Source organism: Novosphingobium pentaromativorans US6-1 (assembly GCF_000767465.1).
Lineage (GTDB): Bacteria > Pseudomonadota > Alphaproteobacteria > Sphingomonadales > Sphingomonadaceae > Novosphingobium > Novosphingobium pentaromativorans.
Window position 1 is genome coordinate 452501 of sequence record NZ_CP009292.1, and the last position, 13126, is coordinate 465626.

A 13126-nucleotide genomic window follows, 5' to 3' on the forward strand; every position below is an offset into this window, starting at 1 on the left:
ATTGTCCATGGCCAAGGTGATGGTGAACCTGGACGCCTATTGCGATAAGTACGAAAATATCCGCTTCGAGCGGCGCGACGGCATCCTGCTCATGCAGCTTCATACGGATGGGAAGGAGTTTGCGAACAGCGCGACGTCCCATACCGAATTGGTCGACGCCTTCAACAATGTCGGCGCCGACCACGACAACCGCATCGTCATACTGACAGGGACGGGAAGCGCCTTCGGCAATCGCATGAACGATGCCGATCCGGGCGCCGACGGAACCGCGGTTGCCCGGCTGCATTACGAAGGGCGACGTATCATGCAGAGCGTGCTCGATGTGGAAGCACCGATGATCGCGGCGATCAACGGGCCTCTGACGCACCTGCCGCCTTTCGCCCTGACTTGCGACATCACGCTGTGTTCCGAGGACGCAGTCTTTTCCGATTACGTCCATTTCGTCCTGCACGGGGTTGTGCCAGGCGACGGCGTGCAGACCGTCTGGCCCTATCTGCTAGGTCCAAATCGCGCACGATACTTCCTGCTGACCGGCCAGGAACTTTCCGCGCGCGAAGCCCACGATCTGGGGGTGGTCAACGAAGTCCTGCCTCGCGACCGGCTTCTGGCCCGTGCATGGGCTTTGGCCGAAGAGCTCAATCGGCGCCCACACGCCGCATTGCGCTATACCCGCCTGACGCTGACCCAACGCTATCGCCGCATGATGCTGGAAGATACGGCCCTGGGTTATGGTCTGGAATGGCTGGGGGTAAAGACCAACGAACCGTTCCAATACTGACGGGACCGTCGACAGCGGGACCGACGCCTACATCAGGTTCAGGATACGAGAGCCATTGCGCACCGCCATTGTACGCAGCGCTTCTTCACTGACCCCCATTTCCCAAAGGGAATCGAGAAAGTCGCGCAACCCTGCCGCAGGTCGCGGCAGGTCGTCGTTCCAGCCAAAGTCCGACGAAAGCAGGACCTTGTCGTAGCCGACCCGCTGGACGATCCGCGCGACATCTTCTACCGGAACGGGCTGATGGCCCATGTGCGCCACGCAGATCTGCGCGCACAGTTCGATCGTTGCCCCCAGTTCCGCCAGTTCCACGCTCTGTTGCTCGTCAAGGTGCGCGCCGCCGCCCTTCTCCATCGCATGCGTGACGATGACCTTGCCGCGCTTGCCGTAATATCTGGCCAAGGCGTAATGCTCTTGCGGCGTCGTATGGCCGGTTGCGATAGCCGCGTCGTACTTGTCGACCAGTTCGACTATATCCTTGACCACACTGGTCAATTCACCGCTATCATCGATAGCCAGTTGCCCCGTGCCTTCGTAGCCAAGCATCGGCCCGATCCCGTTGAGATGATCCTGATGGCTCGACACGGTAGGCAGCCAGACGATCTTGGCCCCCAGCTTGAGGGCCTGCTCCGCTGCATAGGCATTGATCCCGCCTACCTGATAGTCAAGCACGATGCCGCCGCATGTGCACAGGCCCGGCACCGCCTCCTGCACCGCCGCTGCAAGCTGCGGCGTGGGAAAATCGTGCGCCTTGAGCACGATCGCACCCATGTCATGGGCCACCGCGTCCCGCGCCGCCTCGATCGCAGTCACCGAAGGGGAAACGATCGGGTTGATGAAATCAGGGCCGAAATGACAATGAAGGTCGACTGCGCCCTCGAAACGGACATGTCCCATGATCCCTCATTCTCCAACTGTGCAGATTCCAACACCGACCCGGCGACGCCGGCGCCTGCAAAAAATTGGGGCGCTCCCAAGCGAAGCGCCCCCTGTTTCAGTCGATCGCGTCAGAAGCGCTTGGTCACCTCCAGGCCGTACGTACGACGCTGCCCGACGACGCCTCCGACAAGTCCAAGGCCCGCTCGCACCAGGTCGGTCTTTTGAGCGAAATAGTGCTTGTCCAGCAGGTTCTTGCCCCAAAGAGCAATATCGATATCTGCAGAGTCTATCGTCACCCGGATCTGACCGCCCAGCAGGCCGTAGGCCTTCTGAAACTGATACTGATCCGACACGCCAAGCGCAAAGCCCGGGATACCGGTCAGGTCATCCGGGAATGTCTCCGGACCCTTGACCTTCTGTGGGTTCACGACGTGCGTATCCTTCCAGCGCCAGTTGAGCGACGCCGCGATCTTTCCGAAATCCGTCGGTTTCGTATAGGAGCCGAACAGAGTGTAAGACCACTTGGGCAAGTTATCGATCCGATAAGCGTCGGCTGCATTGACGATCTGGTCCGTCACCGAATCGAATACCTCGACCCGCTGATAATTGCCCTTCGCATAGCCAAGCGTGGCGCCCAGCCGCAGACCCTCAGTCAGCGCAAGTTCGAGATCGAACTCTGCACCGTAAAGCCGCGCCTTGCCGACATTGTCGAGACGATTGGCAAAGCCGGTATCGTTGAAGACCGGAACGACGATCTGCGCGTCGCTAAAGTCATCATAGTAGAAGGCACCGTTCAGGCGCACCCGCCGATCCATGAACTCGGTCTTGAAGCCAACTTCATATTCAGTCACGTATTCAGGATCGTAGGGGATGGCCAGATCCGCACTGGGCCCCAAACGCGATGTGACGCCGCCACTGTGGAAACCCTTCGCCACCTTGCCATAAAGCATCGTGCCGGGGATCGGCGTCCAGTCCAGAGAAAGCAACCAGGTGAAGGCCTTGTCACTGGTCTTCAGCGTCGTCGAACACGGCACGGTCGTGTCGAACGGGATGTTACAGCCGGTTGGATTGGTCAACTCGTAATCGGAATAGATGGTGCCGGTGGCTACCTGCTTCCTCTTGTCCCAGGTGTAACGCGCGCCGCCTGTCAGATTGACGGAATCGGTGAGGGCAAAAGTCGCCTGACTGAAAATCGCAGGCGAATTGCGCGTAATGTCGGGAATCGTGGTCGAGGTTCTCCCGTTCGGACTGAAGGCGCTGAGTAGCGCCTCAAGGGCGCGGCTCTGCTGGAATTCGCGACCGCTGAAATGATAGTAGTAGGCACCTACAACCATATCGAGCCGGTTGTCGAAGCCGCTTATCAGCAGTTGCAGCTCTTCCGAAAAGGCATTGGTATTGCGCCGCTGCGGAGCGGTCAGCAGTGCGAACTGGGTTCCGTCAGCGTCAGTGTAGGAACTGCCCTTCAGGTGGCGATAGCCGCTGATGGACTTGATCGTGAACGAGTCACTGAGATCGTAGGTGATTTCAGCCGAGGCCATGTAGGTGTTGACGCGCTGGCCACGGTTGTCCGTCACGTAAGTGCTGTAGTCAGGCGCATTGACGATCTCGTTGAAATCGCTGACCGTTTGCTGATAGGCCGGATCGGTGAACGAGAAGTCCCCGCCATTTTCGACATAGGCCGAGAGAAAGGCGGGACCGGCCGGATCGACATAGACCGCTCGCACTGCCGTGCCGGATGCGGTGATGCGCGAATAGGATCCGCGCAGGAGGATTTGCAGATCGTCAGACGGCTCGAGTCGCAGCGAACCGCGCACAAGATAGGTTTTGCGGCCGCCGAAATCCTCACCCGTCGGAACGCTCTTCAACCAGCCACCGACATTTTCATACTCACCGACAACACGCAGTGCCGCTGTATCCGACATCGGCACGTTAACGAAGCCGGCCAGGCGTGCGCCATCGCGGTTGCCCAGGCCTCCCAGCATTTCGGCTTCGAAATTGTCGGTAGGCGTCTTGGTATAGATCTGGACGGCACCGCCAACGGAGTTGCGGCCGAACAGAGTGCCCTGCGGCCCCTTGACCACCTCAACACGGTCAACGTCGTAAAAGTTCGTACCGGCCGAACCGCCGACACCTTCCACGAACACGTTGTCGACATATGTGGTTACAGGCTGGTCAAAACCGATCAGGTCGTCCGTCTGGCTGAATCCGCGCAGGAAGATGTAGCTCGATGCCGGATTGACGATAGCGCTCTGCTGGATCTGCAGACCCGGCGTAATCGCGGACAAGTCGTTGATATTACGTGTTGCGGTCTCTTCCAGACGCTCGCCCGACATGGCGGCGATCGTAATCGGAACGTCCTGAACGTTCTCCGCACGTTTACGGGCTGTAACGACGATCGTCGCAAGTCCCTCATTGCTTATCGCGGAGTTCTTCTGCGAGCCTTCCTCCTGCGCACTGGCTGCACCAGCCAACCCGACGACACTTGCAGCGCCAAGCAGGCCTGCCAGGCATCGGCGCGAAATCGTAGACGAATGTCCTGCCTTTTTCATACTTTTATCCTCCCCTGCAATGGCGGCTTCCCGCCACTCGAGCACCAACTCCGTCTCTTGCTATCCCGTATTCGGATGCATGCGTCGGCACGGAGCGATTATATGCATCAAATGTACGAGATACTCAACACAAGAAATGATCATTCATTCCATAGAAGCGCGGAAAGATTCGAACTGTGACATCTCGGCTATAATGCGATCGGTCAATCTGATACCGGCGGCTTCGATGCCTGGCCGACAGGACCGAGGTCGACTCGGACCTTGAAGATGGTGCCGGTAAAGGCATTGTTCTGCCCCAGCGCCTCGATGACGGGCACGCCCCCATCGAAGCCGATATCGAAGTTCTCATTGTAGCCTTCCGGTACAGTGATCGTCCGCGCAATATACCCTTGAGCAATCTGGCGGCCGTCCGAACGGATCACCATTCCGCCCCCCTTCCCCAGCCCTTGACCGTCATAATCGAATTCGAATTCGAGCTGCACGGACTGTCCGGGCGTAAGCGCCAGTGGCGCCGCCAGTTCGAACTGATCGGCAGGAAGCGGCGAAAGCGCATGGTGCACCACGGCTTGCCCCCCGGTGATCGCAAAGCTCCAGCCCCCCAGACTGCTGCCCAGGGCAAGCAAGACCCCGCTGCCCGCCGTAACATCGGCCGACACGCGGAAGCTGCGGTTGGTGATGGGCGGAGCCACATCGGACTGCAGGGAGATCCCCTTGCCCCAGAAGTCGTAATGGCCGCGTACCTTGACATAATGCGCAGACGCGCTTGCTGCGCGCGCCGCATCGAGCCGGTCGTCGACCGGATCGACATTGTAGATCTGCACTTGCTCGTCGAACAATTGCTGCATCGCAGCAAGGCGGGCCGGCTCCTTCTGCGCTAGATCGTGCGTCTGGTTGAAGTCCTCGTCGAGGTTGTACAATTCCCACTTGTAATCGGGGGCGAGATTTTCCGATGATCGCGGACCGACGCTAAACATGTGCCATGGCTCGCGTTGCGGCGTGGTGTTGGCCAGCCAACCGTCCTTGTAGATCGCTCGGTTTCCCAGCATCTCGTAATATTGGACATGGCGACGGCTCGGCGCGCCAGGGTGCTCGAACGAATAGCCAAGATCGATACCGTCCACTTTCTGCTGCGCCACCCCGTCGATCGTGCGCGGTTGGGCAATGCCGGCTGCACCCAGCAGGGTCGGATAGACGTCGATGACATGGGCGTATTGCGAGCGCACTCCTGCCTGTTCGATACGTCCGGGCCAGGAAATGATCATGCCGTTGCGCGTCCCGCCCAGATGTGACGCAATCTGCTTGTAATAGGGAAATGGCGTGTCCATCGCGATGGCCCAGCCCGTGCCATAATTGCTGTGCACATAAGGACCGCCGATCCGGTCCATCAAGGAACTGCGTTCTTCAGCTGACATGCGCTTGTTCCCGATCTCGCCCGATTCCGCGAGAGCGCCGGCAGGCGAGGCCGCGCTGTCTGCGCCGTTATCCCCTTCGATGAAGACAACGAGCGTGTTGTTGCGCTGACCCATGCGAGCCAACTCGTCCATGATCCTCCCGAATTGCGCATCTTGGAAAGCCAGTTCCCCGGCAAACGCTTCCATCATGCGTTCCTGCAGCGCCTTGTCCCCGGCAGAGAGGGAATCCCAGTGCGGCACGTCTTCGGGCCAGGGCGGCAGGACGGCATCCTGCGGCACGAGACCCATGGCCTTTTGCCGAGCGAGCGTCTCCTCGCGCACTTTCTCCCAGCCTTGCGAAAATTTGCCGCGGAACCTTGCGATCCATTCCGGCGGTGCCTGATGCGGCGTATGCGCACTACCCGGAGCATAATAGACAAAGAAGGGCTTGTCGGGCGCAGCGGCTTTCTGCTGGTGAATCCAGGCGATCGCTTCGTTGCCAAGGCGCTCGTCCAAGATCGATTCCTGCGCTGTGTCGACGACCCTGGACGTTCCTCGATAGAGCGTCGGGCGCCACTGATCCGTGTCCGCACCGATAAATCCGAAAAAGTACTCAAAGCCCAGTCCGCTCGGCCACCAATCCTGCGGACCGGCGGAGCCGAATGGCCCCTTGGGCATATTGTGATGCTTACCGAACCAGGCCGTATTGTATCCGCCCCTTCTCAGCACTTCCGCAATAGTTGCAGCGCTCTTGGGCATAATGCCGGTATAACCCGGCGCCCCCACGGCGAAGTCCGTGAGCGCTCCGGTAGCCACCGCATGATGGTTGCGCCCAGTCAACAGGGAGGCTCGCGTCGGTGAGCACATGGCCGTGGTATGGAAGCGATTGTAGCGCAAGCCGTGCTCTGCCAACCGCTCGAGATTCGGGGTCGCGACCGGGCCGCCGAAAGCAGAAGCCGCGCCGAAGCCGACGTCGTCGGTCAACACCAACAGGATGTTCGGCGCGCCATCCGGCGCCACAGGAATTGCGGGATAATCCTCGGGAATCGGGCGCATCTCGGGCAGTTGAGGCGTATCGGAACGTGCCGGAGACGCCATAATCAGCAATGCGGCTCCCATCACAGTTCCGAATTTCAGATAGACGCTCATCGCTTCCCCCCAACTCATGATACCTGCGTTCTTCGACGCCTAGCTCGGCCCTACCGCATCAGCCCGAACGCCCTCCGCAAGGAGGCCAGCTCAATCTGCAATGGCACCCGCCTCCAATTCACTTTGACGGGCGATTGCGGCGTGGCTGCGGGCACGCCCCCTGATCGCGGTCATCAAGGCAGGCACTCCAAATGCCAGTGCGCATCCGGTCATCGCCACCGGCAGTCCATGCCGGTCGGAAATCGCTCCGACGAGCGGCTGAAGCACTGCAACGCCAACCAAAGTCACACAGAAGAAATAGATAGCGGTGACCTGACCGCGCAGGTGACGCGGCACCGTAAGCGTCAAAGTCGTCATGGCACCGGTAACCGCGCATGCCATTCCGAGCAAACCGAGGAAATAGAGAATAGCTGCCGCGATCTCACCCGGCGCCTGCGCGAAGCCCGATATGCCGAAGATGCTAAGAGCCAAGCCGACAATTATCGCATCGAAAGGCAGAGGCATTGCCTTGGCCCCGCGTCGGCCGGAAATCCTGACCGCGAGCAAGGCGCCCAGTAGAGCGCCGGCCAGGCTGAGCGTTCCTGTGACCTGTCCGGCCCGCGCGACATCCCAATGCCACACGCGTGAGAAGACCGCCACACTCCATGACGCCAGGTTGCCAAGTGCTGTATAACCGATCCCAGCGACCAAAAGGCAGGAATACGGTCCCAGATTGGCAGCAAGATAGGCTTTCAACCCACTCGCGGGCACCGCAATGACGTGATCGCCTTCCCTGCGTGACTGAGCACGACGATCGCGCGACATGAAAAGCAAGGCTGCGGGCAGCAAGCCCACACATGCAGAGATCAGGAAAGCCTCCTGCCAGACCTCCCGGACACCGACGATCGGAAGTTCCATGCGCGGCATGCCTTCGAGCGCTGCAACGAGGGTACCGCCGCCAGCCATCGCCACGAATGCGCCGGTCGTCGAGCCCGTCTGGAAAATGGCGACCGCACGCGTGCGCAAGTTAAGCGGCACCCGATCGGCGATGAGCGAGAGCGCGCAAGGCGACAGACACGCCTCTGCCAGTCCCACACCAAGTCGCGAGACGAACAAGAGTGAAAAACCGGAAGCAAATCCCGCCAGCGCTGTCATTGCCGACCAGAAGATCAACGAGCAGGCCAGCAGAACCATCCGGCTCCAGCGATCGACCATCCACCCGAAAGGAATCGCGAAAATGATGTAGGACGTGGCAAAGGCCGGTCCCATCAGCAGACCCAGTTCGAAGTCCGAAAGCTCCAGGCTGTGCTTGATCTTCTCGATCAGCAGCAGGGGCAGCATCCTGTCCACATAGGACAGGATGTGAACAAGTGTCAGCAGCGCCACTATGCCCCAAGCCGCAGCAATCGTCCCTGGTCGAAGAAGACCGCCCTGCGAAGGCCTGCTGGGGCGGGCAACCATCAACCGGATCATCGGGCCGAATTGACCAGCGGATCACCCGCGCCCACCTCGAGCCCCGGCCAGCGCGGGCCTGCCCCGCGCAAGGCGCGGTGGATGAAGATCCACCCTACCGCGGCGAGGAGCACGAAGACCCCCAGCACCTGAAACGCGGCCGAGTAAGAGCCCAGCACGTCACGCAGAGCCCCCGCGAAGAATGCGCCAAGCCCGGCGCTGTAGAAAAACGGCTGTGACAGGCCGATCGCACGCGAGAAGAGAAGGTTTCCGAAGCGGGAGCGCAGCATGGCCGGGAAGCAGGGGAACAGAAACGCGTTGGCGAACGTCATCGCGAACGCTGTTCCGGCGACTACCACCAGCGGCGGCGATGCGGCGATGGACACGATCACGATTGCGACCAGGACAATCGGCACCATCAGAAGAAAGCGCAGATCGAAACGGTCTGTCGCCATCCCCACGAACGGCGTGCTCACACCGCTCACGATCGTGGCAATCGACAGGATATAGGCGGCCCAGGCCGGGTCTGCGCCCAGTTCGCCCATCAGGAAAGGCAAATTGAAGAAGAAAGCTGAAGAGATCGCCATCACTCCCACAGCGATGAAAAGTATTCCAATGAATACTGGATCACCCAGGATCTGCTTTGCTGGCACGACCACGGCCGGACCGGTCGGTGCATCGTCTTCCCCTTTCGGTTCCGACCTATGAACCGGAGGCACCATGAACCAGGCGACCGGGGCGCACAGCGCCATCATGCAGGCCATGACAAGGAGAGCCCTGTGCAGGTCCATCGCGCTCCAGAGCACAGCTGCGATTGCCGGCATGGCGGCCGCGCCGATCTTCATGCCCAGGCTGACGATCGACACCGGCAAACCGGAAGCAACGAAAGTGCGCACCGCGCGCGACTGGCCGACCATCTGGCTGGTGAACGAAATCGCAATGCTCCCCGCCACGATATACGCCAGGTAAAAGGCCCATAGGCTGCTTGTCCAAGCCAGGATGGCGAAAGCGACCGCTCCCGAAATAGCGCCCAGACACAGGAAAGCGCGCTCCTGAAAGCCCGAAGCGAGCAACCTGCCGACCATCACCCCGTGGAGGCCCGCCACCAGAGTCGCCAGAACACCGGCGAGCAGGATCGTGCCGCGCGAAACGTTCATCGTTTCGACCCATTCGACGGCGAACAGCCCATAAGTATTGGATACGGAACCCCCGACCACGACGAGCAGGAAAGTCGATACCAATACAGCGGTCCATGGCCGAGACGATTCCTGCGCCGTCATTTCACTCCAATCCCATCGCCTTGCCGCTCTTCACGGTCTTCGATTTAATTGCCGTCGTAAAACATTCATTCCCTAAATGAAAGCAATAAAGGGTGCCGAGAGTCGGCCAGGCCAACGCATTGGCGCTTTCCCGAAGGTGATCCCGGGCCTGGCTGCGCGATTAACACTCTTGCAGGGAGGAAAACTTTATTCGATAACGGCAACTACCACAGAGTTTGTCCGGACAAGCCGGACACCAAGATCCGGGGAGAGTTATGAGCCAGGTTCTAAAAGGCAAATGTGCCCTGATTACGGGGGCAAGCAGCGGCATCGGCGAAGCGACGGCTCGCAAGCTGGTAGCCGAAGGGGCAAATGTCGTTCTGTTCGCGCGGCGGGCAGAGCGAATCGAAACGCTCGCAAATGAACTGGGCGAACAAGCCCTGGCAGTCACCGGCAGCGTGACCAGTCACGCCGATCTGCTGGGTGCGAGCGAACAGGCGTCCAACCGCTTTGGCGGCGTCGACATACTGATCAACAATGCCGGGATCATGCCTTTGTCTGCCCTTGCAGAACGGCGGGTCGAGGACTGGGACCGCACGATCGACGTGAACATCAAGGGCGTTCTCTACGCAATCGATGCCGTTCTCCCCGGCATGCTTGCTCGCGAAAGTGGCCATGTGGTCAATATATCTTCGCTGGCCGGCTTGAGCGTCATGCCCAATACGAACGTCTATGCGTGCAGCAAGTTCGCGGTTCGCGCGATCAGCGACGGCCTTCGGATGGAGAGCGACGGCAAGGTCAGGGTCACGACCATCTACCCTGGTGCAGTCCAGACCGAGCTTGCGGAAACCATCCCTGAATCCGACTTGAAGCGGCATCTGCAGGACATGTTCAAGGGCGAGGCAATGTCACCCGCAGCAATTGCCGACGCGATCTTCTATGCCTTGTCGCAACCCCCCTCGGTCGGCGTCAACGACATCACCATTTCGCCGCCCGGCATGGGCTAGATCAACGCGAAACCGATCAGGAAATGACGCGGTTGCCGCAGGATCTTGCCTCAGCAGACGCACCTGCATGCCAGGAGGATCTGCAACGGCGAAATTCGACGCCTGCGCACAACGAAAGATAGGCTAGGTTAGGCTTCGGAAACCGGCAACGATCCGGAAGCACTGATCGAAATCGGTCAAAGGAGAGCATCATATGGGAAGTCTAACCGGTAAGGTGGCCATCGTCACCGGCGGCGGCAGCGGCCTGGGAGAAGCCAGCGCCAAACTGATGGCTGCCCAGGGCGCGCGGGTCACGGTCGCCGACATCAACCGGGGCAATGCCGAAAAGGTCGCTGCGGAGATCGTGCAGGCCGACGGCGAGGCAGTTGCCGCGACTTTCAACCTGCACGAGCCGGAGTCCATTGGCGCCATGGTCAAGGACGCTGCAGCCCATTGGGACGGCGTGGACATCCTCTTCGCCAATGCGGCAGACCTCGCCCCGGATATAGGAATGCGGGACATCGACGTGGCCACGATGGAAATCGAGGTCTGGGATCGCATCTTTCGCGCCAATGTCCGCGGCACGATGCTCTGCATCAAAGAGACCCTGCCTTTCATGAAGCAGCGGGGTGCCGGCGCCATCGTCATAACCGGGTCAGCACTGGCTCTCAGAGGCAATGCAGCCCAAGTCGGCTATTCTTCCGCCAAGGCGGCGCTGATGCAGCTGTCCCGCTCTGTCGCGACCACGCACGGACCTTCCAACATCCGTTGCAACGTCGTGCTGCCGGGGCTTACGCTTACAGACTTCGTCAAGAAGTCTGTCGCCCCCCCTTTCCTGGACATGGTCCGCGATGAGACATTGTTGCCACGCCTGACCGAAGCGAGCGATGTCGCCAACGCGGTAGCATTTCTGGCATCCGACGCAGCGGCCGCCATCACTGGGCAGGCTCTGGTTGTCGACGGCGGCGAATCGATCCACTTCCCGGGCATAGGAAAAATGCGCGAGGTTGTTGCCGCTGGACACCTGATGCCGGACTGACGGTGCCAAACTGAAGCCAGGGAACCGGAAAAGGGCTGCCAACCTCAGTTCACGCCTCAGTGCAAAAATCATTTCCTAGGTTTCAGTTTGACTTTTGGCGGCCTGAACGACATTCGAGGTAAAACCATATTCGGACAGCACGTTGTGAACATGAAAAGTCAAGCTGAACCGGCTCGGCGCGCAGGCGGCAAAACACGAGTCAAGAAGGACCAGGGGGTCAATGCCTCCCCCGCCACGCGGCGGCGGAAGGCGTCGTTGAAAGGCGACGAGGCTGCTTCGCCGGACGAGGACACGCCAACGACCCGCGCGCCCGCGGTAAACCGGGCCGCTGCCATTCTCCGCTTGCTGGCGCGGAGCGATGCTCCCTTGGGTGTGAATTCGATAGCAAGGCACGTGGGCATCGTTCCAAGTACCTGTCACCATATCATTCGCGCACTTGAGATCGAGGACCTGATCTCGGTCGATCCCGACGACCGCCGGTGCTCGATCGGCCTGGGCCTGGTCAATCTCGCCCGCCGCGCTCTCAACCAGAACCTGCCTGAGGCAAACGCGCAATTTGAACTGGACAGCATTGCCGAAGAGTTCAAGCTCACCACATCGCTTACCCGTCTCGACAACCGGCAGCGCATGGTCGTTGTAGCGGTCGCAGAGCCCGAAGTTCCCTTTGCCATCCGCGTGAACATCGGACAGCGGCTCCCCGTCTGGGCCAGTGCCACCGGCCGCCTGTACGCCAGCACTCTCGACCTCCCCAACGGCAAACTGCAAAAGCACTTCAATGCAGTGAAATGGGCAGTCCAGCCGACATTCGAAGAATGGCATTCGCAAGTCGAATATGCCCGCACCAACGGCATCGGCGTGGATCGAGGCTTTTTCGTTCCGGGCATCGAAATTCATGCCGCTGCCGTTCACGAATATGGCCGTATGCAAGGAACCATTGCCGCCCTGACCACTATCGGCACGCAGGACAAGAACAGGGAGCAGGAACTCCACGAAGCGCTCAGGACGGCAGCGGAACGTCTGTCGACCTGATCGGGCGGCACTCGCCGGATGAGGACTGAACTTCGCATGCAACAGAATGAAAGCCTCGCCAGCGTGGAAGCGCGCATCTCGATTTGCGAGACGCTGTCGGCATGGGCCGACTGCCTGGATCGCAACGAATATGACCGTCTTGCCGAAGTCTGGGATGAGGACTGCGTCTGGTCGACTTTCGAGTCGCAGGAGGACCACGACATGGATCGCCCTGCCATGCGCGGGGCGAACCGTCGCGAATCGATCCTCAAGTTGGGCAAGCTGCTTTCCCGCATCGGCCAGACACATCATCTGATCGCCAATCAGCGCATCTCGCTGGATGGCGACACCGCACGCGTGGAGTGCCTGGTGCGGACATTTCACGCACCGAAACCGGACGGACCGCAAGGTTTCTGGGAATCGCTGTCACGCATGTACGTCACGCTGGCGCGCAAGGATCGCTGGCGCATCACCCGCCAGGACTATGTCGTCCTGATCGGCCTCGGCAGCATGGACATTTTCCGCAAGAACACACCTCGGACATGACCATTTCGGCAAGGCCAGAAGCAATCGGCCCTGCCGTGCTGCCCGCCAGGCCGGCGATACCCTCGCCTGGCCCAGGATCGACCGCGCATCCGCCCCGGTCCCCGGGTTTGT

At 60.3% G+C, this 13126-nt stretch carries 10 protein-coding genes; 5 read left to right on the forward strand and 5 right to left on the reverse strand.

Annotated features, from left to right (window positions below):
• Positions 1–7 precede the first annotated feature (7 nt).
• Entirely contained in the window at positions 8–778 is a 771-nt protein-coding gene (locus JI59_RS20760; protein ID WP_007014408.1) for an enoyl-CoA hydratase/isomerase family protein, read from the forward strand.
• Between the two features lie 27 nt (positions 779–805).
• Here JI59_RS20760 and JI59_RS25810 read toward each other — a convergent pair whose 3' ends face one another.
• The 5 genes from JI59_RS25810 to JI59_RS20785 all read right to left on the reverse strand — a co-directional run bounded on the left by JI59_RS25810 (position 806) and on the right by JI59_RS20785 (position 9457).
• On the reverse strand, positions 806–1675 hold the full coding sequence (locus JI59_RS25810; RefSeq protein WP_007014407.1) for a DUF6282 family protein: 870 nt from the start codon (positions 1673–1675) through the stop codon (positions 806–808).
• Between the two features lie 110 nt (positions 1676–1785).
• Positions 1786–4206 (reverse strand): TonB-dependent receptor, encoded by a 2421-nt coding sequence (locus JI59_RS20770; RefSeq protein ID WP_007014406.1) that lies wholly within the window; start codon positions 4204–4206, stop codon positions 1786–1788.
• A 203-nt stretch (positions 4207–4409) separates the two neighbouring features.
• Entirely contained in the window at positions 4410–6746 is a 2337-nt protein-coding gene (locus JI59_RS20775; protein WP_007014404.1) for an arylsulfatase, read from the reverse strand.
• A gap of 90 nt (positions 6747–6836) precedes the next feature.
• Positions 6837–8111 carry an MFS transporter gene (locus JI59_RS20780; protein WP_007014403.1) on the reverse strand — a complete coding sequence of 425 codons (1275 nt, stop codon included), beginning with the start codon at positions 8109–8111 and terminating at the stop codon, positions 6837–6839.
• Positions 8112–8194: 83 nt separating this feature from the next.
• Positions 8195–9457: an MFS transporter gene (locus JI59_RS20785; protein WP_007014402.1), complete on the reverse strand. Its 1263-nt coding sequence runs from the start codon at positions 9455–9457 to the stop codon at positions 8195–8197.
• Between the two features lie 254 nt (positions 9458–9711).
• Here JI59_RS20785 and JI59_RS20790 point away from each other — a divergent pair, with 254 nt between their 5' ends.
• The 4 genes from JI59_RS20790 (at position 9712) to JI59_RS25815 (ending at position 13015) form a co-directional block, all read left to right on the forward strand.
• Entirely contained in the window at positions 9712–10443 is a 732-nt protein-coding gene (locus JI59_RS20790; protein ID WP_007014401.1) for an SDR family oxidoreductase, read from the forward strand.
• 193 nt (positions 10444–10636) lie between these two features.
• Positions 10637–11461, forward strand: coding sequence for an SDR family NAD(P)-dependent oxidoreductase (locus JI59_RS20795; RefSeq protein WP_039857948.1), 825 nt, complete (start codon positions 10637–10639; stop codon positions 11459–11461).
• An 87-nt stretch (positions 11462–11548) separates the two neighbouring features.
• Positions 11549–12490, forward strand: a complete 942-nt coding sequence (locus JI59_RS20800) for an IclR family transcriptional regulator (RefSeq protein WP_138921475.1) — start codon at positions 11549–11551, stop codon at positions 12488–12490.
• Between the two features lie 36 nt (positions 12491–12526).
• Positions 12527–13015 carry a nuclear transport factor 2 family protein gene (locus JI59_RS25815; RefSeq protein ID WP_007014397.1) on the forward strand — a complete coding sequence of 163 codons (489 nt, stop codon included), beginning with the start codon at positions 12527–12529 and terminating at the stop codon, positions 13013–13015.
• Positions 13016–13126: the final 111 nt, after the last annotated feature.